This window comes from Snodgrassella sp. W8158 (assembly GCF_016100435.1).
In the GTDB taxonomy this organism is placed as follows: domain Bacteria; phylum Pseudomonadota; class Gammaproteobacteria; order Burkholderiales; family Neisseriaceae; genus Snodgrassella; species Snodgrassella alvi.
Genome location: NZ_JACFSM010000001.1, coordinates 96,328 through 121,781, shown reverse-complemented (window position 1 = coordinate 121,781; position 25,454 = coordinate 96,328). Strand labels below are relative to the sequence as shown.

Below are 25,454 nucleotides of genomic sequence, written 5' to 3'. Positions count from 1 at the left end.
GCTTTTTTTAATATTTAAATATAATTGCTAGTTAAATATGTGCAAGTGAGAATTAATCCTGTTGTATACCGGCAATCAGCCAATCCTGCTGACTACCCATAGGTTTAACAAAGTGCCATACTTCACTGAATGGTTGCTGTGCACTACCCAGCTCTTCACTCACTAATCCACTAAAACGTACACTGGCAATATACTGACCATTTTCCTGAGTGCTATCTACCAGTTCGGCATTAAGATTACTGAATTCAGCAGTTTCATGATTATTTATAATATCATTACGGATATCTGCGAACATATCTGAAGTAAAGTAACGGCGGATTTCTTCCAGATTTGAGGCATTGTTCATTGACTGAACATGATTAAAACGCTGACGTGCGAAACGCAGAAATGCGTCTGGATTACTTCCGTCTGCCATGCCGGATAAATTGTTTGTCATTAAATTATTATTGCTTCCAATATTTTTTCCGAAAATGTTGGTACTACTGCTGTTGCTATTATTGTTTAATGAAGTGAAATTATTAGGCTTGGTATTTCCGGCATAAGGTATATTTGACTGATTATTCCTTTTAGCGGCAAAACGACGATAAAGATAAACACCACCAAATACAATAATGAGTAACCATAACCAGCTAAAGCCACTTTTAGGTTCCGGTTGTGATTGTTGCTGTACCTGTGGCTGATCAGAATTGGTAGATTGAGTAGCGGCTGCATTATTACTATCAGTAGCATTCTCAGTATAATTACCGTCAGCATTTGTCACAGGTGCATTGGTTTGTTGCTGGTTATGATTAGCCATTGCATGACCTGCAAGTGCCCCAATAGCGGCACCAGCTACACCTGCACCAATTACCCGACCGGTATTGCTACCGCGCGGCTGTGTCTGACCAGAATAATTGTTCTGATTATCAGAGCGATAATCATTACGTCCGGAGTTAGAGTAAGAACGTGACATACCTGCATTATTGCCACCGCCAAGTCGGCTGGAAGAAGAGTTTGCATAGTTGCCGCGATTGGATTGGTAGGATGAGCCAGAATAAGAGCTGGAGTAACTTGAGCGGGACATTCCACGGTTACCGCCACCGCCAACTCTTTTGGCTTCAGCCAGTGGACTCAGTGTCAGGCTGAGAATAACTGCAGAAGCAATATAACGTAATTTTCTATTTTCCATCACTTGGATACTTTCTTATCTATAATATTAAAACTAACTTTACCGTACATAGCGCTGAAAAATAAGATTTCAAGCAAAGAAATAGTTATTATTTAATCTCTTTTACGGTTTTATGGTTGCTTTTGCAAATAAAAGACAGCATTGTAGCGCATGAAAGAATGATAGTCATATTGGGTTATCAAAATATTTATCATTAAATCATAGTATGAGTTCAGAAGAAGATTAATAAAATAGTGATAATTTATCAGAACTAATATTTTGTTTGTATTTATCAAAATACAAAATAGCTTCTTCTATCGGTAGAAATGACTGATAAAAATTGCAGATAAAAAGAACCCTCTGTGCCAAGGGGAGAAGCAGCAGAGGGCCAAAATAATGTTTCGACAAGAGAATACTGAAAAACCATTTTAAATCTTTAATTTATACGCTTGTAGCTGCGTATGAACATCATCTTAATGACTTAGACTGTTTTTTGCAGCGAAAGTTCTTGTAGTTTTGTTATATTTTGTAATTTTTCTTCTTTTGAAATCCCGGCAGGGTAATGTTGTAATGATAAGCGAGTAAACGGCTTAGTACACCACCAATAAACAGCAAATTAATACTTAATGGTGTAACCATTTTCCAGTGATCCAGCAGGCACAGAAGTAAGCCAAGTAAAATAGCAATGGTACCGTAAATATCACTACGTAAAATAATGGGTACTTCGTTTACCAGTATGTCGCGCAGTATCCCACCGCCTACAGCTGTTACAAATGCCAGTGTAATTACACCAAACCAGTTTAATTCAAGATCCAGACCAACTTGTGCACCTGTCAGACTGAATGCTGCCAGCCCAAGAGCATCAGCAACAACAAACCATACCGCAAGTACACGATGACGATGATATTGTAAATGGCACACCCATGAAATTAATAATGTAATAAAAATAGTCCACAATGCTGTATTACTTTTAAAAATCATAGGAATATGACCGACCAATGCATCACGCATCATGCCGCCGCCTACCGCAGTAAGTAAAGCTACAATGACCACCCCGAGAATATCAAGTCTTTTGCGAAAACCAACCAGATAACCTGATACGGCAAAAGCGACTGTTCCGATAATATTGATTAGTTGGAAAATAATATCTGTATTAAGCATGTTACATTAAGCCGGACTCAGGTTGAAAAAAACGCCATCCGCCAGCAGGTAAATCTTCAGTCTGCCATAGTCCGAAAGCACTGCGATGCAAGGCAGTAACACGATTGCCGGCTGCAGCTATCATCCGTTTTACCTGGTGGTATTTACCTGAAGTAATGGTAAGCTGTAAGGTATGCGGATCAATTAACTCAGCGGCCTGTGCAGTTACCGTTTCGTTATCATCGTGTAACAAGACCCCGTTTTTTAAAATAATACATAGTTTTTCGTCTGCAGCATGCTTCAAACTAACACGATAAATTTTTGGAAGTTTATGTTTTGGTGACGTGCAACGGTGATTAAACTGACCATCGTTAGTCAGGATTAATACGCCGGTTGTATCTGCATCTAACCTGCCTACAGCCTGCATGTCCAGATGACGCAATGGCTCTGGTAATAAACTAAAAACACTCGGATAAAATTGTGGTTTATGCGAAGTTTCATAATCAGCGGGTTTATTGAGCAGAATATAAAAATAAGGAAGAGGTACTGGAATCAGACTCACGTCATCAATATATAAACTGCTTACCGCTTTCGGGTCGATATCCATTTGAGCATGATTGCAGAGCGTATCATTAATTCGTACAGCATCGTCGTCAATTAATGCCTGACATTGCTTGCGACTGCCCAAACCTTGTGCTTGCAGGTATTTCAATAATTGCATAACTAAATAAACCTTAATGGCCGGCTATTCCGATAAGTTAAAAAAACAATAAAGTATCCAGTAAAAAAACCGGAATAAGCAGAGTAACAGACCAACTCATGTAGCCAAAAAAGCTTGGCATAGTAATTCGATGTTGCTCGGCAATAGATTTAACCATGAGATTAGGAGCATTACCAATATAACTGAGCGCCCCCATGAATACTGAACCCATAGAAACCGCCATTAATGTAGAAGGTAAATGTTGCATAAGTAAAGCAGCATCACCTCCAGCAAGATTGAAAAACACCAGATAGGTAGGCGCATTATCCAGGAAGCCAGACAATAAACCACTTAGCCAGAAATAGAGAGTGTTTACTGGTTCTCCATTTTGCTCAATTAAATTTATCAGTATTCCGAAACTTCCTGCCTTTCCGAGTTGTAATATAGCCATTACAGGAGCAATAGTTATGAAAATTCCGATAAATAATTTACCTACTTCAACCATAGGTGCCCAGTTAAAGTCATTTTGTCTGCGTAATTGTGCTGGTGTTAATTTTAGTGAACACAAAGTAATGATAAGCAGTAAACCATCACGTATCCATGCAACTAAATTGGTTTCGATTCCGTAAATATTCCATACCGGTAAATTTTTACATAATCCGGAAACCAATATTACTCCAGTAACTGCAAATAATAACAATAAGTTGGCTTTACCCTGAATAGACCATGAAGAAATACTGTTCTGAACTTTATCATTGGTAATAATTTCACGTTGCCATAAATAGTAATCAATACAAAAGAAAATAAATAGTAAAATCAGAGTATTGATAATTACGGGTAAAAGCATGTGAACGAATGTCCACTGAAAACCAACACCTTTCAGAAAACCCAGAAATAATGGCGGGTCCCCAAGCGGGGTTAATCCGCCACCGATGTTGGCCACTAGAAAAATAAAAAATACCACAAGATGAGTTCGATGGCGTCGCTGAGCATTGGCCCGCAATAAAGGGCGGATAAATAGCATGGCAGCACCAGTTGTACCCATGATTCCGGCCAGAAGTGTACCTGCTGCCAGAATCAGTACATTGAGTTTTACACTGCCATTACCATTATGCTGAATAAGAATACCACCGGAAAGTGTATATAAAGCCAGTAGTAAAAGCATAAATGGAATATATTCCTGTAACAATGCATGTATGGTAATAGATAAACCAGCTGAAACATTATAGTAGCAGCTCAGAGGTATCAGAAATGCAGCACACCATACACCGATAATTTTTCCACTATGACTATGCCATGTTTTAGGTATCAATATCGGACACAAAGCTATAGACAAAAGCAAACCGATAAAAGGAAAGCACCACCATAAACTCAATTCATGGGCAGGTAAGCCGGCAGCCAGTACAGGAAATGGTAATAAACTAACGATAAATAAAAATATTAATTGCAGTATTCGATTGCCTTGCTTTAATAAAGAAAAGGCAAACTGTACAACAGAAGGGTTAACTGGCGTCATTCTTGATAGTTTACTATTTAAGCAAATAGAGATTTTAACAATAATTTCGTATGGTGTTAAAAAGTAAACTCGATAAAAAGTGAGCTATTAATAAAAGATTTAGCATGATAGTTCAGAGGAAAGATTCGAATTTTACAATTTGATATGAAGTTTAAGATTAATTTATTTTGATTTTTGCAACGGGTATTCGATTGCTAATTTTGTCCAGCTTTCCATTCCCATTTCACGTAACAATGCTTTGTTACGTTCATATATGGTTGCAGCATCAGGAAATGCCGCAATCGCTTGATCAATACTACTTTCACGTATCAAGTGTAAAATAGGATAGGGACTGCGATTAGTATAGTTACTGATATCATCCTTAGGTTCATCAGCAAACTGAAATTCAGGATGAAAAGGGGCTATTTGTATGATGCCATTTGCTCCAATCTCCTGAAGTACATCTTCTGCTAAAGTTACAGCATCCAGAAACGTCTCAAAATCTGTAAATAATGAAGGTTCGACAATTAAAGTGGTTTCTGTTTCGTGTGCCGGCGTTTGTAACAACAACTGAATTTCCTGCTCTATGAATTCCAGAAATGCATCAACATGTCTGGCATGGCTTATGCTAAACCGCAATCTTTTTAAATTGTAAGGTTTTCTGGCAAAAGGGCAAAGATTAAGTCCGATTACTGCCTGTTCCAGCCAGTGGCGGCAAATAGCAATAATTTCTTCATCCTGATTATAAATGACAGACATATGTATTTATCTATGTAGATAACAGACGCTCAAGCGTAGCATGAATTCTTAAACAATTAAAACATTCTTTACTATTAGTTTATTAAAACTAATTTTGAGTTTTTTAGCCTACATTTAAATGTTCCAGCGGTAACGAAGTAGTTGTTTTAATCTCTTTCAGTACAAAGCTGGATTTGGCATCTTCCACTCCCGGAGTTGCCAGTAAAGTTTCCAGTACGAAGTGCGAAAAAGCATTCATATCTGAGAAAAAAGCCTGAAGAATGTAATCAGACTCCCCAGTGAGTGCAAAACAATTAAGCACCTGAGGCCAGCTTTGAACAGCAAGAGTAAACTCATCACGGGACTGTTTACTTTTATTAACTCTAACCCGAATAAATGCCTGCAAACCCAGTTCTACATGATAAGGGTCCAGAAGAGCTGCATAACGGCGAATAATCCCCGATTCTTCAAGCTGCTTTAACCGGCGCAGACATGGCGATGGTGATAAAGCTACTCGCTCGGATAGCTCAACATTAGTAAGACGACCATTATCTTGTAAAACTTGCAGGATTTTCAGGTCGGTTTTATCTAAAAAACTTATTGCCATGATACAAGGATCCTGAGGATTATTGTCGCAGCGATGAAACAGGCGGCGATAATAAATTAAAGTTAAAGTTTATACAATTTATAAGATTGCACTTAATTACACAAATTTATTTTATTTTGACATTAATTTAAAATTAATACTAGTTATTCCAAATGCTTTTTAAATATCTAATCCCCTTATTACTATAAAAAATGTTGATACTATTCTACTTTCTTGAAATATATTATTCAGTTTAAAGTTGTAATATCTGTATATTATTGCTAATTGAAGTTTACACGGATAATAACCATTAAATGCAATAAATAAAATGATATTGTTTAATTTGTTGATTAGTATAAATATTTTTATATAGGTAATATTTATTCATATTTTTGTAAGCGTATAAACTCAATTTATTAACGGTTTATTTTTTAAGAAATTAATAATTAATAATAACTATATAAAGAATAAAGTGATATTATCCAGAAGTTTAAATTACTGCAAATCTGAAAAGCTATAATTACACTGAGAGGTATAATAAATAAAATACATAATATAACAAATTTTAAAATATTTTGTTTAACCATTATTTGAAATAATCAGATTAATTATTATATGTTATTCAGATAATTCTAATAAATAGTTTGCATTATAATGAGTAAACCACTTACACCTTCAATCACTCCAAAACTGAATCTGGCCTTAATTATAACAGTGCTGATTACCGGTGCTCTGGCTTTTATTCAGGTTTACGCTATTCAGTCAGTGTTACCTGTATTGATGCAGGAGTTCCATGCCAGTGCTGCTGCAATAGGTTCAACTGTAGGAGCGACAATTTTGGCTGTCGCATTAACGTCTCCGTTTTTAGGAATGATTTCAGATGCTTTCGGACGCAAAGCTTTTATTGTAGGTTCGGTTTTTTTTATTGCTATTCCTACTTTAGCATTGTCTTTTGTGCACAGTATCAATTGGCTATGGTGGTTGCGCTTTGCTCAGGGTGTTGCAGTACCCGGCATAACTGTCGTTTTACTGGCTTATTTAGGTGAAGAATTTTCTGGTAATACACGTATCAAACTGATGAGCTTTTATGTTTCTGGTACGGTATTGGGTGGTTTCCTTGGCCGGTTTCTGATGGGATACCTCACAGACTTTATGGGCTGGCGTCATGCTTTCTTAATAATGGGTATTATCAGTATATCTGGAGCGGTTCTGGTATGGAAAAATCTTCCTGCATCGCAAAAATTCGAGGCTAAACCACAGATTTCAACAGCATTAATAACCTTATGGCATCATTTACATAACCGGTATATTCTTGCAGCTTGTGCATTGGGTTTTTGTGTTCTGTTTTCTCTGGTTGGTTGTTTTACCTATATCAATTTGTATCTTGATCAGCCGCCATATAATCTAAGCAGTTCACAATTAGCTAATATTTTTGCCGTATATCTGATTGGTATGATTATTACTCCATTATCAGCTCGGTTAATTGTCAAATTTGGTACCAATCTAACTGTATTAATAGCTATGAGTTTATCCATTTTTGGTGTGCTGATAACCCTGATGCATCCGTTATGGGTTATTGTACTGGCACTGGCTATTATGAGTAGCGGTATTTTTATTACTCAATCGTCTACTATTACCTATATCTCTGCCAATGTAACAGAAGGCCGTTCACTGGCTTCCGGTCTGTATTACATGTGCTATTATGCAGGCGGTTTTGCCGGCTCATTATTATGTGGTCATGCCTTTGAGAGTGGAGGGTGGTTTATGACTGCTGTTGTATTAATTAGTGTACAGTTGCTGGCAATGCTGATTGGTGGTGTATTGATGCGAAAAAAAGCATAAACAGAAACATTGAAACCATATAAAGCACCATTTTTATAATGGTGTTTTATTTTGTATATTTTTCGATTTAGTAATTGTATCTGTCGAAATAAATTTTATCAATTTATAAACTATTAAGTAAAAGAGTAATATTTATTTCATTATCAGGCTGAAGAAGTTGGAGTAGAACTTTAGTGCTTGAAAAAAGAATTACATATTAGCTTAGCAAGAATTTTATTTAATCTGACTGGTAAATAAGATTTATGTTTCTATATGGATAAATTACGTTAGAATTTGACTGTCTTGATTAAGAGTACTGCTTATGCAGCCATTATCACATTATCCGTTTATTATTATCGGTGCAGGCCCTGTTGGCATGCTTACTGCTTTGTTGTTAAAACAGCAGAATCAATCGGTTTTATTACTGGAGGCCAGAGCTGCTGACAGTAATCTGAATGATCAGCGTACTCTTGCTTTGTCATATCATAGTATCCAGACTTTCCGGCAGGCCGGAGTATATCTGCCTGATGAAATGTTGACTTTTATCCGGCAGGTACATGTTTCACGGCAGCATCATTTTGGTCGTGTACTAATGTCAGCACACGATATAGGATTACCTTATCTTGGAGCGACGATTGATTATGTCAGATTATTACAGGCTTGTGAAACAGCATTACAAAAAAACAATATATCTGTGCAATGGCAAACAACTGTTGAACAGGTACAAAGTACAACTCATTGGGCTTCAGCACAGTGTTTTTATCAGCAACGAAGGCATAACTTAACTGCACAATGGCTGATTCTGGCAGAAGGAGGTGAACTGGCTGCCGGTTTGCCGAATATAAAAGTACACACCCATGATTACCGGCAGCTGGCTTTAGTTAATACTCTAAAGTTCGAGGCAGGCAATCATGCTATTGCCTATGAACGTTTTACTGAAAATGGACCGCTTGCTTTATTACCTTATAGAAATGATTTTCGACTGGTCTGGACATGTACTCATGAAGAAGCATTGCAACGAGAGCTGTGGAATGTGGCTGAATTTAATCAGCAGTTACAGTCTGTAATGGGAGATCGCTTAGGTCATTTAGAGCAAATGGGAACGCCGGCAACTTTTCCATTGAAATTACGTCAGCTTAACCAGGTGTATAGTCGGAGAGTAATTTGCATCGGAAATGCCGCTCAAACCATGCATCCAGTTGCTGCACAAGGATTGAATCTCGGTGTTCGTGATGCCGAAATGTTAAGTGCAACATTTGGTAAGACAGATAAGATTTCTCTTAATGATAGTTCTTTAGCCGGAAAATATGCACGAATACGTGCTTATGATGCTCGTGCAGTTGTAGGCTTTACGCATATTCTGGTACAACTGTTTGATCATGCTCACAGCGGGCTGGCATATGGACAAAGTATGGGTATGAGTATTTTGGGATCAGTGCCTGTTTTGAAGCATAAGTTTACCAGGCAGCTGGTTTTTGGAGTAACTCCGCATCCCGATATCTAGAATAAATACTATTGTTTAAACGATATGGAAAGCAAAATGTGCATAAATACACAATATGATTTTGATGTCATTATTCTAGGGGGAGGGTTGGTTGGTGCAACTTTAGCTTTAGCTTTACATCGGCAAGGTAAAAAGATTCTTATCATTGAAAAAAAGCCACCTCAAACAGATTTGCTCAGTCTCTCTCAGTCTTGGGATGCCCGTATTTATGCCATTAGTCCGACTAATCAGCAATTTTTAAATAGTTTAGGTGTTTGGCCGGAAGAAAGAGTACAAAGAGTAAGCCATATGGAGGTTTATGGTGACGGTAATGGATGTATTAGTTTTGACGCCTCCAGTATAAATGTACCTTGTTTAAATTCAATGGTTGAAAACCGCTATTTGCTGGCAAAATTGTGGCTAGCATTGGAGGAAGAGGGGGTAGCAATAGTCAGTAATTGTCCTCAATCTGTGATTACCGATGTATGGTCGGCAAAGATAACTCTGGAAAATGGTCAAACTTATTGCAGTCAGCTAGTGGTTGGTGCAGATGGAGCTAATTCTTGGTTGCGTGAACAGGTTGGCATTGAAGTAAACGCTTCTCCATATCAGCAACAAGGTATTGTTGCTAATTTCAACACGGAAAAACCACATAATGGATGTGCTTATCAGTGGTTTCGTGGTAGTGATATTCTTGCTTATTTGCCTTTGCCGCAGCAGCAGATTTCTATCGTATGGTCGATATCTGACCCAGAAAGTCTGACGAAACTGGATAAAGAAAGTTTTGCACGGGAAGTTGCTTTGGCAGGTAATCAAAAGTTAGGTGAACTAACACTAACCACTCCTGTGGTCAACTTTGACCTGATAATGCGACAGCCTAAAAAAATTGTCAGCCAAAGAATTGCTCTGATTGGGGATGCAGCTCATACTATTCATCCATTGGCCGGACAAGGCGTAAATCTGGGTTTTGTAGATGTGCAATGTCTCAGTAACTTACTGACAAATGCCAGTGATTCGGGTATATGGTCTATTCTCAGGCAGTATCAGCGATCAAGATTATTAGCAGTAAGGCTGATGCAATATAGTTGTGATGGTTTATTCAAATTATTTGCCAATGACTATTTTCCTGCCATTGGCTGGGTTCGTAATAAAGGATTGAATCTGGTGAATTATTCAGGCTTAATTAAAAAAAGAATGATTCGGGAAGCAATGGGTTTATGATTTAATAATAAAGATTTGTTGCTAAAGATAGAGTAATAATGACTGGATTAAGCAATAATGAAATTATTTTTATATTCTCAATTTATATTTCAATTTATAGCTCATCATAATTGAGAATATAGATTTGTATGAAAAATTTTGCTTTATACGATAGTAGTATTGAATAAAACATTTATCTAACATTGGAATTTCGCTAATTTCATTGTTACCAATATAAATTTGCTGGCTTTTTATCTCTGTAGTTCTTTATCAGTTTTGCTATTGGCTGCGCATGCCTAAGGTATTAGCTACTTCGAATTCAGTGCCTGTTTTAAAGTTCTATACGCTTCACCCAGCTTTAAATTCATGTTTTTTAAAATGCATGGTTATTAAAAATACTAAGTATAGTTTGATTACTGCTTTTCTAAATTTTATAAAATATGTTAGAGCATGTTCTTTATGTATAGGAATATATGTAAGAGGTAGAAAATCATCAATAGAATTTCAGGTATCAATTTGATGTTTTATATGTCACAGAGCAGTTGAAAAAGCAAAATATACAAGTGTGTATTTCTTGAAATATAAATGTAAAGAATCCAGATACATCTAAGTGTATCTGGATTCAATAAATGGTGCCCGGAGCCGGAATCGAACCGGCACGGCCGTTTTAAGAGCCGACGGATTTTAAGTCCGTTGTGTCTACCAATTTCACCACCCGGGCGGGTAGTTTTTAATGCACTTTTGTGCATATTTGTGTGCTGTATGGAGGCGGGGGCACGGATTTAAACCGGCCTGCACAGCTTTGCACACTGTGGCATAGTCACTCTGCCACCCCGCCATAAACTTTAATATAATCTGGAGGCGGGAGTCGGAATCGAACCGGCGTACACGGATTTGCAGTCCGCTGCATGACCACTCTGCCATCCCGCCTTATATATTACTCAATCGGGTAGAGCAACTATTATAAAACTGGAGCGGGAAACGAGTCTCGAACTCGCGACCTCAACCTTGGCAAGGTTGCGCTCTACCAACTGAGCTATTCCCGCAAATTCACTTTATACATGTGAACATGTTTTTGGAGCGGGAAACGAGTCTCGAACTCGCGACCTCAACCTTGGCAAGGTTGCGCTCTACCAACTGAGCTATTCCCGCAAATTCACTTTATACATGTGAGCATGTTTTTGGAGCGGGAAACGAGTCTCGAACTCGCGACCTCAACCTTGGCAAGGTTGCGCTCTACCAACTGAGCTATTCCCGCGTTGTTCATTCGTACTGAATGAAGAAGCAACATTATATCGATGAAAAAAAATGTGTCAAGATTATTAATACATCTGATGAAGTATTTTTTGCTTTCACTATGATTTTTTAGGATTTAAATTCTTTCGTTGCCATCTTTAAATAATACAGCATTGACCAGATAGTAAGGATACAGGCTATAAGCATAAGAATATTTCCAAATATCCATAACAAATTGGGTTCTGCTAATGGTGGGGAAGTGAGTAGTAAAAGAAAAATAGCTGCCATTTGTGCCGCGGTTTTAAATTTTCCCAATTTGGCTACGGCAACACTATTTCGTTTGCCAAGCTGAGCCATCCATTCCCGTAAAGCAGAAATGGTAATTTCACGACCGATGATAATCATGGCAAATATGGCATAGGTGCGGCCGGTTGCTACAAGTAATATCAGAGCAACAGCTACCATTAGTTTATCCGCAACCGGGTCAAGAAAAGCACCAAAATTAGATGTTTGTTTCCAACGACGTGCCAGATAACCATCAAACCAGTCAGTTATTGCAGCTACGGCAAAAAAGCCTGCTGCAAGCCAGTTAATGATCTGGCGATCACTAATCCAGTCTGCTGGCAAATAAAATAATAAAGTAAATATTGGAATGATAAGGATACGCAACCAAGTGAGCAATATCGGAAAATTCCATGGCATAACGGGGTGTCCCTGACAAGTTATGATTTGGTTGCTTATATGATACCGCTTTGAGCGCTTTAAGGTGATTTTTTATTATTGATTAATGAATGTATCTCGGGATAAATTGTTGTGATAATTTTATATTTTTATTTAAATATTTAATTATTAGTTATGTTTTGATAGTAATTTATACTATTGGAAACTACAGCATCGGACAGCAAAGATAGTTTATATATCCTGTCCGATGCTGAGGAAGTTATTTCACCATGTCTTTATAGGCAGCATAGCCGGCTGCATCCATCTCTTCATAGGGAATGAATCGTAAACTTGCTCCGTTGATGCAATAACGTAATCCACCACGATCTTGCGGACCATCTTTAAATACATGTCCTAAATGTGAGTCTGCATGCTGACTACGCACTTCAGTTCGCTGCATGCCATGACTGTTATCTTCATGTTTACTCACTGCTTCGGATTGTATTGGCTGACTGAATGCCGGCCAGCCGCAACCGGAATTAAATTTATCCCGTGAGCTGAAAAGTGGCTCTCCACTGACAATATCTACATAAATCCCAGGGACAAACAGTTCATCATACGGATGACTATACGGACGCTCAGTGCCTGCATTCTGAGTAATTTGATAAGCTTCTTCACTCAGTTGCTGGTGTAAAGTGGCTGCATCAGGTTTGTGGAAAGCATTTGCATCATATAATGTTGTGGAAGTCTGCGATGGTGGCAATTCAGGCAGAGGCTCCCGGGCTTTTCGTAAATCAATATGACAGTAGCCTTGTGGATTTTTGTCCAGATAATCCTGATGATATTCTTCAGCGGGGAAAAATTGTTGTAAAGGCAAGTCTTCTACTACGATAGGTGCAGTATAACGCCCTTGTTCAGCTTTAATCATTGCCTGAATGACATCATGGTCAGCCGGATCTGTATAGTAAATACCGCTGCGGTACTGGGTGCCTGTATCGTGTGCCTGACGATTTAGGGTAGTAGGGTCTACAATCCGGAAAAAATGCCGCAGGATATCAGTTAAAGAGATGATATCTGCATCATATTTAACCTTTATCGTTTCAGCATGGCCTGTGTCCTGATTGCATACTTCTTCATAGCTTGGATTATCAGTATGACCGTTGGCATATCCGGCCTCGGTTTCAATCACGCCATTTAAACGCTTAAAATAGCCTTCCATACCCCAGAAGCAGCCGCCAGCTAAATAAATAGTTTTTAGATTCATGATGTTATTCCATATATTTGTGTGGTTTATTTGTACATGCTAACACCAGCATGTGTTGAATAAAAGATGTTGTTTTGCTTAATTATGTTTAAGTGATATAAAATCTCTGACTTATTTTGATAAATTGATGCATCGTCATATTGGTTAAAGATCATATGAGTATTATTACTTATTTACGTCCTGCGAGACCGGAAGACTGTGAAGATATTTATAATGCTCATCGCTATGCTGTTCAGTATACCTGTGCACGTAAATATGATGAAACAGTATTGAAAGCATGGTTGTCATTATTAAATATACAAAGCTATTTGCATACGCTGGCAGATGCTAATAAAGCTTTATGGGTGGTTGATTATAAAGGCCATATACAAGGCTTTTTTCAGATGGATTTAGTAGAAGCTCAACTGGATGCTTTATATATCCATCCTTTCGTACATAATCAGGGTTTGGGAACTGCTTTGTTGCAGCGTGCTGAAGATGTTGCCAGTCGTGCAGGGCTGGGTATGCTGAAGCTCTATGCATCGCTTAATTCCGTAAAATTTTATGAAATTAATGGTTATACTTCATTAGGTGAATGTGCATTGCCACTCAATCGTGAAGTTACCGTTAACTGCTTACTGATGCGCAAATATTTAATTGAGTGATGTGCTATAAACAATATTTAATACTTAATACAGAAAATGAAAATTTAAAATTAATGGTTTGAATAATTATTAAATTTATTTTTATAAATTGTTTGTTTAACTAAATTGTTGATAGTAAATTTCTATTTCTCTTTTTTTGAGTGTGTTGGATTATCCAATAATTATAATGTGCCTATTTTTTAATCAATAAAAAATAATCAATATAAATCAATATTATATTGTAGTTATCCCCATATTTTACCTAAAGTTTTGCGCTGAATTTTGTGTACAGGTAGATAAGTTATCTATAATTGATTAAATCATTTGAATTTACAGAACAAAGAAGCTTGCCAGCAGTGGTACTGCCTGCCACAATAGCTATTCAGTTTAATATTTATTTTGTATTTATATGAAATGTCCTTTTTGCCAGCATAACAATACACAGGTAATTGATACACGTCTGAGCGAGGGTAATAATAGTATTCGCCGACGTCGTCGCTGTCTGGCTTGTGATTGTCGGTTTAGTACGTTCGAAGTAGTTGAAATGCGGATGCCATTGATTATCAAACGTACTGGAGAAAAAGTTTTGTTTGATCCGGCTAAGTTGTATACCAGTATCAGCAGGGCATTACATAAACGGCCAATGGATAGGGAAAGTATTGAAAATGCAGTGGCAGAAATAGAAACTAATCTTTATCACATGGGGGTTAAGGAAGTTCCCAGTCAGATGATTGGAGATATGGTCTTGAGTTTACTGGCTAAGCTGGATGAAGTTGCTTATGTGCGCTTTGCTTCTGTCTATAAAAGTTTTCACGATGTTTCGGAATTTACTCAATTAATTGCTACTTTAAAAAATACCAATTAGTTATATCAGCCCTTGAGAAGAGTATTGTTTTGTTCGCTGCATTCGGCGCTAATTCTTGTTATACTTTGTAACTATTATGCCTTGTCATGAAAGCTTAAATATATCATGTTGAAATCTCGTATAGGGTTGTGTGCAATACTTTTTTTATTGGGCTTATCTGCTTGCACGAAACAGGATACTTCTGTAACTATGGATGCAAGTGATACTCAGACTGCCAGCAGTAGCGCAGCATCTGCTGATGAACCTGCTGTTTCTGCTACTCAGACTCTGACCAGTAAAGACAGTAAACTCAGTATAGTAGTAGACGGAGATTTTGCTGATGTACTGGATAGTGCAACAGACTGGGTAGATCCGGCACAATTAAATAATCTAACTTTATTACAGCATGATGACGGTAGTAATATCACTTTGGCAGTAAATAACTTAGGTACATTAAAAATTAAACCAGATGAATATTTTAAAAATCTGGCTGACAGTCTCGAACATAATAGTAGTATTAGTAATATCAAAGTAGGTGCCGCTACTGTAAACCGTATGAATTATCGTTTCAGTCATCAGCAAAATGGTACGTTGCTAAATGAAAGCTGTGTTGCACTGATTGTGGATAATAATCTTTATTCAGTATGCGCCAGCAGTGAAAGTGCCGACTATAATGCACTTGCTGGTACTTTAAAAACCATAAATGTACAGAATAATTAAAAAATGAGCTTTTCTGAGCTTGATGCGAAATTTATGCAAACCGCCCTTGAGCTAGCCTGGCAAGGGCGGTTTTCTACCAGTCCTAACCCGCGAGTAGGCTGTGTTATTACTCATGGCGAACAAATTGTGGGTCAGGGATTTCATGTCTGTGCAGGACAGCCTCATGCAGAAATTCACGCATTACATCAGGCCGGATATCTGGCAAAGGCTGCTACTGCCTATGTAACCTTGGAACCGTGCAGTCATACAGGTCGGACAGGACCATGTGCTCAGGCATTGATTGATGCTCATATTAAGCGTGTTGTTGTTGCTATGAGCGATCCAAATCCATTGGTAAAAGGTAATGGGTTACACATGCTGCAAAAGGCAGGAATTCAAGTTGACAGTGGTTTGTTTGCACAACAGGCGCGTGAACTGAATTCTGGTTTTTTATCCAGACAGGAAAGAAATAAACCTTATATCAGATTGAAGATAGCAGCTAGTCTGGATAGTAAGACAGCTCTAAGTAATGGTTTAAGCCAGTGGATTACTGGAGAGGCAGCGCGTGATGATGTGCAGACATTACGTGCTGAAAGTTGTGCCATATTAACTGGTGTTAATACTATACTGGCAGATGATCCTCTGTTAAATGTACGTCGTTTTTCGACATTAAGACAACCATTGCGCATTATTCTGGATAGCCGCTTACGTCTTACACCTGAGTATCAGATAATTCAGGACACTAAAAGTCCTACACTGATCATTACTACTGTCACAGACAGCGCTAAAAAAGCCATTTTTGTATCTTATCCGCATGTTTCTATTCTTACTGTACCTGCAAATTTGCGAGGACAGATTGATTTACAAAAACTTTGGGTGATTCTGGCTAAACGTGATATTGGTTCGATATTGGTGGAAGCAGGTTCTATATTGAATTCAGCATTGCTGACAGCTGATGCAGTTGATGAAATCATTTACTATCAGGCTCCCAAAATACTCGGAGCTAATGCGCGCAATGCTATTGAAATATCAGAAAATCCAAATGCTTTAACAGAGCGGAAATGGCAGACTGTTGATGTAAAAGTTTTAGGTCAGGATTGTCGCTGGTTATTGCGTCATCGTGAAAGTGCCAAATGGTTAGCGGGTAAAACTGCTTCAGAAGCATAGTTAGCTGCATATCAAATCAATTCTTCTGAGTAAAAATTTTTTGGTGCTGAAAATAAACTTTCAATATGTAACAATAAGCTTATTTTATGTAAGCATAATTTTTAAGCGTGATTTAGCGTTATTGTTGTAAATATATTCATTTTTCTATTGGCAATTTAAAATAAAAGGTTTCGCCATGCGTATTTTATTAACAGGTTCAAAAGGTCAGGTAGGTAGTTGTTTAAGAGACAGATTACCGGAAAGCTGGGAGCTGATTGCCAGTGATTCTCAGACTCTGAATATTACTGATGCACATAATGTGCTTAATATGGTGAAAACTTTTGAACCGGATGTGATTATTAATGCGGCAGGGTATACCAAAGTTGATGCTGCGGAAGCAGATATAGACAGAGCTTTTGCTGTAAATGCAACAGGAACACTGAATCTGGCTCAGGCTGCGCATTCCATTGGTGCACGTCTGATTCATATATCGACTGAACAGGTATTTGATGGCCATCATCATGTCATTCTCACGGAAAATATGGCACCTAACCCTTTGAATGTATACGGGCATAGTAAACTGGCGGGTGAACTGCTGGCTTTAAATGCTCATGTAGATGCTGTGGTTATTCGTACTTCATGGGTTTATAGTGAATACGGACATAATTTTGTAAAAATTATGTTACAAAAAGGATTGGAAACACCCAATATACGGGTTGTTGGTGATCAGATTGGTTGTCCTACCTATGCCGGTGACTTGGCTGAAGCCATTATACGCCTTGCAGCATTACCTCATTCTCCGCGCGGTTTATTACATTTTGCGGGAAGTCAGCAGATGAGTTGGGCAGAATTTGCTCAGCGTATATTTACTGAAGCGGCAAAAATTGACGAAAGGTATAATCAGGTTAAGGTAGAGCGTATTGCCACAGCTGATTACCAGTCAGCTGCCAGAAGACCTGAGTTTGGTATTCTGGATAGCCGTACCTTGCAAAATATGCTTCCGCAACCGGTTACTGATACACCTTTAGCTCATATTGTTGAAAAATTGATGAGATAAAAATTATAGAAAGAAAGCGGGTTAACTGATAACCCGCTTTTTTGATAACTGCTAGTTTTAGTTTTGCGTCCTCATATCGAAATGCTCAACTTTAAATCCGGCGCTCCGATAAGTGCGAAAACGTTGACGTGCAGCTGCGATTTCATCCAGATCATTACTTACCAGTTCTAATACGCGTTCTGGTTTCCGTGGGGCATTACACCAGTATGCATCTGCAAGATTAATAACAACATAATCTTTTTCTATTACTGGTAAATCTTCACCATAAGCCAGTAATACTGCCTGAATTGGTTGAACATGTTGTGGTGACCAGATTTCATGTGGAATAAAACTTGCAGGTTGAAATGACCATAAAGCATGATCCAGTTGATTAACACGGCTTACATCATCACACCAAATCAAAATATTTGAACCACTTTTAAATACTTTTTGCGTCAGCCGGCATGTAAATGAAACGGGGTCAGTAATGTGAGTATAAAAAGTAGTTGTGGCCATATCTTTTTTCTCAGGATTGCTGAATCAGATACTCAAGCAGAAGTGGAACAGGACGACCTGTCGCACCTTTATTATTGCCGGAATTCCATGCCGTACCGGCAATATCAAGATGTGCCCACGAGTAAGATTCAGTAAAGTATGAGAGAAAGGCAGCAGCCGTAATCGTTCCCGCAGGACGACCGCCAATATTTTGTAAATCAGCAAAGTTGGATTTTAATTGTTCTTTGTATTCCTCAAATAATGGTAGTTGCCATGTTTTATCATTAATACTGTCTGCTGCCTGTAATAACTGATCGATTAATTGCTGATTGTTGCCTAATACACCTTGTGCAACATGTCCTAAAGCGATGATACAGGCACCAGTAAGGGTGGCAACATCGATTACTGCTTTAGGCTGGAAGCGTTCGGCATAGGTAAGTGCATCACATAATATCAGTCTGCCTTCTGCATCAGTGTTTAAAACCTCAATATTTAAACCATTCATAGCCTGAACAATATCGCCTGGTTTAACAGCATTGCCTGAAGGCATATTTTCACAAGTTGGGATTATTGCAACGAGGTTTAATGGTAGTTTGAGTTTTACTGCAGCTGCAAAAGTACCAATAACCGAAGCTGCACCACACATATCAAATTTCATTTCATCCATGGCAGCACCCGGTTTAAGAGAAATACCACCAGAATCAAAAGTAATACCTTTGCCAACCAAAACTACCGGCTTATCTTCGTTATTCGAAGCTCCATGATATTGCAATTCAATAAGATAAGCTCCGGCCGTGCTTCCCTGTGCAACAGACAGTAAAGCATTCATACCCATTTCCTGTATTTCGGTGTCGTTTATGATTCTTACACTGGCACCTAAATCATTGGCAATCTTGGCAGCAGAAGAAGCCAAATAGGCCGGAGTACAGATATTTCCCGGTGCATTGCCTAAATCTTTACAGATATTCATACCATAGATAATAGCTTCGGCCTTGCTAAGGTGGTTATTGACAGGGTGAACAGTCTGATAATTGATTTTTTCAAGTAATACCGGCTTAGAATCTTTTTTGAATTTATCAAAGCAATAGACCGCTTCGCCAACAGCAATTGTAAAAGCCTGTACCCATTTCTGGGCAAGTATTTCCGGCAATTTGCTTAAATCTATATTGAGTGATGATTGCTCTTTGGACCAGCTGGCAGCTTTTGCAGCCAGTTTCTGGATGCTGGCATAATCATCTTTATCGATGTTTACTACAGCTAAAGCCTGTAAAAATTCATCTTTTACTGTGTGTGTCGCAATAAAATCCTTTTGTTGCTGTTGTAATTGAGTTAACAAAGTATTAGCCAGATTTTGTTCTGGTTTGCTTTCTTTGCAATACACAAATAGTAAAGAACTGTTGTTTTGCGGCTGCAATTGTTCCGCATTTATGCTAAATTCCATATTTTCCTATCCTATTTTATAAGGGCATTGTATATATTCTGTACGAATCATGCGTTAAGCAGAACCGGATGCACTTATTGTAACGCAGGCTGCCGCTAAAGTAAGGACAGTCGCAAATGTGTTTAATTATCTTATGATTTATCAACGCCAATTTATTAAAGAATTATCATGGACTGCCGTAGGCATATTCGTGATCTTATTGGTAGTACTGGTAGCTACACAGGCAATTAATCTGCTGGGTCGTGCCGCCAGTGGCCGTGTAGCCATTGATGCAGTGTCTGCGTTAATTGGATTCTGGACAATTGGCCTGACACCTGTACTGCTTATTCTGACAGCTTATATCAGTATCATCACGGTACTTACACGTTATTGGCGTGATAGCGAAATGGTGATATGGCTATCCAGTGGCTTATCATTAAGAAACTGGATTATTCCTTTAATGAAATTCGCTATTCCGTTTGCAGTTTTGGTGGCAATAGTTTCCATGCTCATTCAGCCTTGGGCAGAGTGGCGCAGCCGTGAATTTGCGGAGATACTAAAACAAAAACAGGAAATGTCATTACTGGAACCCGGGGTATTCAAAGAAATTGGCAAAAGCCATCCGCGAGTTTATTTCATTGAAACATTTGACCCTGATAGCGGTCGTGCCAGTAATCTTTTTGTTCGTGAAAAAGAAAAAAATGGCAAGGAAAGTTCGATTTTTGCGAAAAAAGGCGAATTTAAACAGGATGGAGAGAAACGTATTCTTACTCTTGAAGACGGTTTTCGCTACTATGGAAAGCCCGGACAGGCTGATTATCAAAGAGCTTCTTTTGATAAAATGACAATGATTATCAGTGTTAATACAACCGTTATAGATCCAAAACAGAACCGGCATACAATTCCTACTTCTGCATTATTTGCTAGTAACAAACCCATTTACAAAGCAGAACTAATGTGGCGCTTATCATTACCGATTAGTGTTATTGTACTTGCTTTAATGGCTTTACCATTATCCTATTTTAATCCCCGTACCGGACATACATACAATATTCTGATTGCAATTGCAGTATTTTTAATTTATCAAAATGGCCTGACCTTTCTGCGAGATCTGGTAGAAAATGGTCGTATACCTTTCTGGCTAGGCATATTTCCAATGCATCTAATGATGTTTATGCTGTTTCTATTCTTATTACGCTGGCGTGACTTCCCATCAGCTTCTTTTAAAACAGCGTTTACATCATTACTGGGAGGACGGTCCTGATGCGTTTGCTTAATCGTTTTGTCATCAGCCAAATGACTGTTTATACTTTATATGCATTATTGGCACTGGTAAGCTTATACAGTTTTTTCGATATTATGGGTGAAATCAGCCATGTTGGTGACGGACGTTATACTGCCGATAAAATGCTGTATTATGTTCTTATGCTGATTCCGACACATGCTTATGAGCTTATGCCTCTGGCTGTACTAGTTGGTGGTCTGGTTTGCCTTAGTCAAATGGCCAGCAATAGTGAATTTACTGTAATCAGAACATCCGGAATCAGTTTGTCTAACATTATTAGTATGATGCTGCAATTTGGACTATTCTTTGCAGTCATTGCTGCGCTGCTTGGTGAATATATCGTACCTAGAATAGGTCCTTATGCAGAACAGTATCAATTACATGCACGTCAGAACAGCATTAGTGCTGGAGATAGTGGTATATGGTTAAAACAAGGAAAAGATATTGTAAATGTAGCTGAAATGCTTCCAGATGGCAGTTTAACAGATATCAATATTTATCGTCATGATGAAAATTTTCAACTGACTGAAACTTTACATGCTTTCAGTGCTAAAGTGGATGTTCATTCTACTGAAGGTAAAAAATCTAAATGGCATTTGAATCAGGTAGATCAGTCACTATTGGGGAAAAATCAGATATCTGTAAATCATATTGAAAATCTGGATTGGAAAATGTCTGTTAATCACCAGCTTCTCAATATATTGCTGGTAGCACCAGAACAAATGTCAGCTATAGCACTTTCAACTTATATCAAGCATCTGAAGCATAATCATCAACAGACAACACGCTACGAACTTGCCTGGTGGAGAAAGATTGCCTATCCATTGGCGTGTATGGTTATGGCTTTGGTAGCGCTGGCATTTACGCCCCAACAAAACCGGCATGGGAATATGGGTTTGAAACTATTCTATGGAATATGTTTAGGACTATTATTTCATTTTTCCGGAAGACTGTTTGGATTTACCAGTCAGTTATATGGAGTGCCGACTATAATTGCTGCATTTTTGCCTACAATTCTTTTTCTGTGTCTGGCTGTTTATCTGATTCGAAGACAGGAAAAACGTTAATATCCATTTTGTATTTAAACTTTATACGCCTGAACCGTAAAATGTTAAGTGATAGTTACTAATTTCAATAAGAAAATTAAATGGATATTGTTTTTATGGTAAATCTCATTAAACAATTTATTAATTGTTAAGAAAAATATTAATGAATTAGTTTCTAAATATTATTCAGTAGAATTTTAGCAAATAATTGCCGGTAAAAAATTTGGTTATAGTGAGTTTATTTCACATATGAAAATTCTAAGCAAATGAGGAAATTATATTTATATTTACCATTTTGTAAAAAGTTACCATACCTGAAAATAGCTTTAGTGAATTTGAGATTTTTGCTTTATTTATAATCGAAAATAAAAAATTATCGTCTGTAAAGAATTGACTCAACAGTTAACAGATAATTTAAATGATTGCGATTTTAATTCAATACATTAATTTTTAGGAAACGCTAGAAATTAAATAATATTTTTATTTAAATAAAAATTGATTTAACATAAAAATGAAAATTCAAATAAAGTAACAAATTTCTCTTTAGTAGCTATCAATTAAATATCAGAGAAATTGATAGCTACTTAATCTAAGGTACTTAATAAGATTAATTATAGAATTGCTTAATACAGCAATTTATGTAATTTTTTTTGTTCTGTGGGTTGAGTCAAAATCCCTGCGCTTTGTAGAAGCTGAATATACGTTGTTATATAACCATATTGTGCTTCGGCTAATTTTTGCTCAGCATCAGCCTTAGCCTGTAAAGCCTGTAATTCATCCAGATTACTGCGTATACCTACTTTTCGACCTAATTGGGTAGCTTCTAGTTTTACAGAATTCGCTTTTAATAATTGTTGCTGTGCCTGAATCTGATAAAGATTGCCTAATGTAGTCTGATAAGCCTGATTAACATTAAGTTCAATTTTACGTTCAGTTGCAATTAATAAAAATTTATTTTGTTGCTCTTTTGCTGCTGCTTCTTTAATTTTACTGTGGATTAATCCACCAGTAAATAAAGGCATTGAAAGCTGGACTGTAACAATCCCGCCTTTACTGCGAGTACCATGATCCAAACCATAAAATTGCTGAATCTGATGATTGTCCTGATAACCGCCATTAATCGTTAACTTCGGCCAGTTTTCTGCTTTAGCTGCGATATAAGCTTGTTTAGCATTTTCTAAAGCTAGCTTTTGCTGCTGCCATTCTGGATTATTTGTTTGTGCTGTATTTATCCAATCTGCTTTGCTTGTTTTGCCCAGTAAGTCGCCAAAATCTGTATGTCTTAAACGTTTAATTTTCTTCGGATCAAGGCCTGTGATATTAGCCAGATTATTTTGAGCTACCAGCAGATCGGTCATTGCACTAACTTTTTTTGCACGCGCTGCTTCATACCCAGCCTGAGCTTCGTTTGTATCCAAAATGGTGGCTGCACCTTTATTGAATAGAGCTTTGGACTGTCTGATTTGCATTGCATAGGCTTCTTTTTCTTTTTCAATTGAAACTAGTTTATCTTCAATGAGTAAGACCTGAAAATAAGCCTTAGCAACATTAAATAGCAAATCTTCTTTTACGTTCTCCAATTGCCAGTCAGCCATATTGGCGGTAATTTTACCTTGCTGGTATTGTGCCCATTTAGTTTTATCAAACAGAGCCTGACTTGCCTGAACATTCCAGCCATGAGTCTGGGTTGTACTGGATAGAGAGGGGGGCTGCTTCTGATAGATATAATTGCCATTTACCTGAGGGAGCAGAGCAGCACGTGTCTGTGCCAGTTGTTCTTTTTGAGCATCGCGTTCACTTTGAGCTGCTGAAAAATCTGCAGAATAGTTTATTGCAGCCTGCCAGGCATCAAATAAATCGAATGCCTGTACAGGAGCAGTAATAACACTGTATCCAATACAAATACAGAAAACTTTCCAAATAGTAAAAGTATATTTTTGCATCAGCGTTCTCGCATACTTTCATCAACTTTAGTTTGCAGCGGGCTTAACAAATAGGTGATAACGCGACGCTTCCCGGTTTTAATTTCTGCAGTTACATTCATACCGGCTGTTAAATTTACTTTTTTACCATCTATCATCAGATAATTTCTGTCCAGAACAATAGTAGCAGCAAAAACCAGCCCCAGCTTTTCATCTTCAATTGCATCAAAACTTACATTTTTTACTTTACCGGTCAGGTATCCGTAGCGAGTATAGGGAAATGACTCAATTTTAATAATGGCACTTTGTCCTGCTTTAACAAAACCGATATCTTTATTTGGAACAAGTGCTTCGATTTCCATCTGATCCTGATCCGGCACAATAACCATAATTTGCTGAGCAGCTGTAACGACACCGCCTATAGTATGTGTGGCCAGTTGCTGCACCGTACCGTCGACAGGTGATTTCAATGTCATTAATTGTTTACGCTGTAACGCTTTATCAGTTGCTTCTGTTAGTTGTTGAATTTGTTCATTGGCCTGACGCAATTGATCGAGTGTATCGCGTCTAAGGGTATTAGTCTGTAACTGTCTGTTTTGCTCTGCTTCGCGTATGCTTTCCTGAATTTGACGAAGCTGACTACGCTGGCTGGCTAAGTCATTTTTATTTTGAATAAACTTGCTTTCCTGCTCGTAATAAGCATGTTTGGATACAAAATTTTGTGCCAATAAGTCCTTATAATCAGCTGTACGACGTTGCTCAATGGCTGTAGTTTGTTCAAGTTTACTTACCTGTGACTGGGTTCCCTGTAACTGTGCCTGATGTTCACGCAATACAGTCTGCAATTGGGCATCCTGAGTAAACCATGTTTGGAACTGATTTATTGCTAATGATTGTGCTTCCATAATCTGATCAGGAGTCAACTGCCATTTTGTTGCTAGTTCGTGATCCAGTACAGGAGGTTGATGTGTATCAACAGCACGAATCACCGCTTCCAGACGTAATTTATTTAAACGTGCGGCCTGCAGGGATTTTTCTGACTGAGCATAATCACTGTCAGAACCAATACCACTTAGCTGAACTAATACTTGTCCGCTTTTTACATGATCACCATTTTTGACTGCAACTTTATCGACAACAGATGTTTCAAGCGGCTGGATAACTTTACTGCGTCCGCCCGGGGTGGTTTTACCCATTGCTACAGCAACAATATCCAGTTTGCCAATTAATGCCCATAATAGTGCCAGCACGGCAAACAGAATAATCAGTCTTGCTGTCCATTTAGGTGCGGCAGAAATAGGTGTTTCAGTTAATTCCAGATGTGCCGGTAAAAAAGCACGTTCGTCTTCATCTCGTTTAGGCGGATCCAATTGAAAGCGTACCGCCCAGACATTTTTCCAGACTGTGCTATATCGTTGTAAAAAATCTTTAAAAGCTTGAAAGCGAATGCCCATATCTTATTTTCTTA

At 37.9% G+C, this 25,454-nt stretch carries 21 protein-coding genes, 6 tRNA genes and 1 pseudogene; 10 read left to right on the top strand and 18 right to left on the bottom strand.

The features are described 5' to 3' along the window. Positions 1 to 52: 52 nt before the first annotated feature. The 6 genes from H3V11_RS00545 to H3V11_RS00520 all read right to left on the bottom strand — a co-directional run bounded on the left by H3V11_RS00545 (position 53) and on the right by H3V11_RS00520 (position 5,827). A complete protein-coding gene (locus H3V11_RS00545; protein ID WP_198223368.1) occupies positions 53 to 1,168 on the bottom strand; it encodes a Tim44 domain-containing protein in 1,116 nt (371 codons plus the stop codon). Positions 1,169 to 1,666: 498 nt separating this feature from the next. After that, entirely contained in the window at positions 1,667 to 2,308 is a 642-nt protein-coding gene (locus tag H3V11_RS00540) for a trimeric intracellular cation channel family protein (RefSeq protein WP_025331022.1), read from the bottom strand. 1 nt (position 2,309) lies between these two features. Next, positions 2,310 to 3,008, bottom strand: coding sequence for a 16S rRNA pseudouridine(516) synthase (locus tag H3V11_RS00535; RefSeq protein ID WP_025331021.1), 699 nt, complete (start codon positions 3,006 to 3,008; stop codon positions 2,310 to 2,312). Between the two features lie 37 nt (positions 3,009 to 3,045). Next, positions 3,046 to 4,503, bottom strand: coding sequence for a sodium:proton antiporter (locus H3V11_RS00530; protein WP_198206845.1), 1,458 nt, complete (start codon positions 4,501 to 4,503; stop codon positions 3,046 to 3,048). 162 nt (positions 4,504 to 4,665) lie between these two features. Beyond that, complete coding sequence (locus tag H3V11_RS00525) at positions 4,666 to 5,241, bottom strand: DUF1415 domain-containing protein (protein WP_198189974.1); 576 nt, start codon at positions 5,239 to 5,241, stop codon at positions 4,666 to 4,668. Positions 5,242 to 5,344: 103 nt separating this feature from the next. Continuing rightward, positions 5,345 to 5,827: an Lrp/AsnC family transcriptional regulator gene (locus tag H3V11_RS00520; protein WP_025331019.1), complete on the bottom strand. Its 483-nt coding sequence runs from the start codon at positions 5,825 to 5,827 to the stop codon at positions 5,345 to 5,347. Between the two features lie 633 nt (positions 5,828 to 6,460). On the opposite strand from H3V11_RS00520, the gene H3V11_RS00515 reads away from it, so the two are divergent. From H3V11_RS00515 to H3V11_RS00505, 3 genes are all read left to right on the top strand, one after another. Next, positions 6,461 to 7,648: an MFS transporter gene (locus tag H3V11_RS00515; RefSeq protein WP_078474359.1), complete on the top strand. Its 1,188-nt coding sequence runs from the start codon at positions 6,461 to 6,463 to the stop codon at positions 7,646 to 7,648. 301 nt (positions 7,649 to 7,949) lie between these two features. Further along, on the top strand, positions 7,950 to 9,131 hold the full coding sequence (locus tag H3V11_RS00510; RefSeq protein WP_198206844.1) for an FAD-dependent monooxygenase: 1,182 nt from the start codon (positions 7,950 to 7,952) through the stop codon (positions 9,129 to 9,131). A gap of 36 nt (positions 9,132 to 9,167) precedes the next feature. After that, on the top strand, positions 9,168 to 10,331 hold the full coding sequence (locus H3V11_RS00505) for an FAD-dependent monooxygenase (protein WP_198223367.1): 1,164 nt from the start codon (positions 9,168 to 9,170) through the stop codon (positions 10,329 to 10,331). 609 nt (positions 10,332 to 10,940) lie between these two features. Here H3V11_RS00505 and H3V11_RS00500 read toward each other — a convergent pair. From H3V11_RS00500 to msrAB, 8 genes and pseudogenes are all read right to left on the bottom strand, one after another. After that, positions 10,941 to 11,031, bottom strand: a tRNA-Leu gene (locus H3V11_RS00500). Between the two features lie 42 nt (positions 11,032 to 11,073). After that, positions 11,074 to 11,148 (bottom strand) — tRNA-Cys (locus H3V11_RS00495). 18 nt (positions 11,149 to 11,166) lie between these two features. Continuing rightward, positions 11,167 to 11,240: transfer RNA gene (locus H3V11_RS00490), tRNA-Cys, on the bottom strand. Between the two features lie 40 nt (positions 11,241 to 11,280). Then, a tRNA-Gly gene (locus H3V11_RS00485) sits at positions 11,281 to 11,356 on the bottom strand. A 30-nt stretch (positions 11,357 to 11,386) separates the two neighbouring features. Then, positions 11,387 to 11,462, bottom strand: a tRNA-Gly gene (locus H3V11_RS00480). Positions 11,463 to 11,492: 30 nt separating this feature from the next. Then, positions 11,493 to 11,568 (bottom strand) — tRNA-Gly (locus tag H3V11_RS00475). Between the two features lie 107 nt (positions 11,569 to 11,675). Further along, entirely contained in the window at positions 11,676 to 12,248 is a 573-nt protein-coding gene (pgsA, locus tag H3V11_RS00470) for a CDP-diacylglycerol--glycerol-3-phosphate 3-phosphatidyltransferase (RefSeq protein ID WP_025331015.1), read from the bottom strand. A gap of 238 nt (positions 12,249 to 12,486) precedes the next feature. Further along, positions 12,487 to 13,479, bottom strand: a pseudogene (gene msrAB, locus H3V11_RS00465) (bifunctional peptide-methionine (S)-S-oxide reductase MsrA/peptide-methionine (R)-S-oxide reductase MsrB); the annotation flags it as partial. A 146-nt stretch (positions 13,480 to 13,625) separates the two neighbouring features. Here msrAB and H3V11_RS00460 point away from each other — a divergent pair. The 5 genes from H3V11_RS00460 (at position 13,626) to rfbD (ending at position 17,839) form a co-directional block, all read left to right on the top strand. Then, positions 13,626 to 14,114 (top strand): GNAT family N-acetyltransferase, encoded by a 489-nt coding sequence (locus tag H3V11_RS00460; RefSeq protein WP_025331014.1) that lies wholly within the window; start codon positions 13,626 to 13,628, stop codon positions 14,112 to 14,114. A 388-nt stretch (positions 14,115 to 14,502) separates the two neighbouring features. After that, positions 14,503 to 14,958 carry a transcriptional regulator NrdR gene (gene nrdR / locus H3V11_RS00455; RefSeq protein WP_025331013.1) on the top strand — a complete coding sequence of 152 codons (456 nt, stop codon included), beginning with the start codon at positions 14,503 to 14,505 and terminating at the stop codon, positions 14,956 to 14,958. Positions 14,959 to 15,147: 189 nt separating this feature from the next. Then, positions 15,148 to 15,657 (top strand): hypothetical protein, encoded by a 510-nt coding sequence (locus H3V11_RS00450; protein ID WP_078474211.1) that lies wholly within the window; start codon positions 15,148 to 15,150, stop codon positions 15,655 to 15,657. A 3-nt stretch (positions 15,658 to 15,660) separates the two neighbouring features. Next, on the top strand, positions 15,661 to 16,803 hold the full coding sequence (ribD, locus tag H3V11_RS00445; protein WP_174830350.1) for a bifunctional diaminohydroxyphosphoribosylaminopyrimidine deaminase/5-amino-6-(5-phosphoribosylamino)uracil reductase RibD: 1,143 nt from the start codon (positions 15,661 to 15,663) through the stop codon (positions 16,801 to 16,803). A 175-nt stretch (positions 16,804 to 16,978) separates the two neighbouring features. After that, a complete protein-coding gene (rfbD, locus tag H3V11_RS00440) occupies positions 16,979 to 17,839 on the top strand; it encodes a dTDP-4-dehydrorhamnose reductase (protein ID WP_174830349.1) in 861 nt (286 codons plus the stop codon). Positions 17,840 to 17,896: 57 nt separating this feature from the next. Here rfbD and H3V11_RS00435 read toward each other — a convergent pair whose 3' ends face one another. Both H3V11_RS00435 and H3V11_RS00430 read right to left on the bottom strand, forming a co-directional pair. Further along, positions 17,897 to 18,334, bottom strand: coding sequence for a DNA polymerase III subunit chi (locus H3V11_RS00435; protein ID WP_174830348.1), 438 nt, complete (start codon positions 18,332 to 18,334; stop codon positions 17,897 to 17,899). Between the two features lie 10 nt (positions 18,335 to 18,344). After that, positions 18,345 to 19,754, bottom strand: a complete 1,410-nt coding sequence (locus H3V11_RS00430; protein ID WP_174830347.1) for a leucyl aminopeptidase — start codon at positions 19,752 to 19,754, stop codon at positions 18,345 to 18,347. Positions 19,755 to 19,887: 133 nt separating this feature from the next. On the opposite strand from H3V11_RS00430, the gene lptF reads away from it, so the two are divergent. Next, complete coding sequence (gene lptF / locus H3V11_RS00425; protein ID WP_084547227.1) at positions 19,888 to 20,997, top strand: LPS export ABC transporter permease LptF; 1,110 nt, start codon at positions 19,888 to 19,890, stop codon at positions 20,995 to 20,997. Continuing rightward, a complete protein-coding gene (gene lptG, locus H3V11_RS00420) occupies positions 20,997 to 22,085 on the top strand; it encodes an LPS export ABC transporter permease LptG (RefSeq protein WP_174830345.1) in 1,089 nt (362 codons plus the stop codon). Before lptF ends, lptG begins: the two co-directional genes overlap by 1 nt. Positions 22,086 to 22,687: 602 nt before the next feature. Here lptG and H3V11_RS00415 read toward each other — a convergent pair. Together H3V11_RS00415 and H3V11_RS00410 are read right to left on the bottom strand one after the other, a co-directional pair. Next, complete coding sequence (locus H3V11_RS00415) at positions 22,688 to 24,007, bottom strand: TolC family protein (protein ID WP_078474731.1); 1,320 nt, start codon at positions 24,005 to 24,007, stop codon at positions 22,688 to 22,690. After that, positions 24,007 to 25,434 (bottom strand): HlyD family type I secretion periplasmic adaptor subunit, encoded by a 1,428-nt coding sequence (locus H3V11_RS00410; RefSeq protein ID WP_078474734.1) that lies wholly within the window; start codon positions 25,432 to 25,434, stop codon positions 24,007 to 24,009. The genes H3V11_RS00415 and H3V11_RS00410 overlap by 1 nt, the downstream gene beginning before the upstream one ends. Between the last annotated feature and the right edge of the window lie 20 nt (positions 25,435 to 25,454).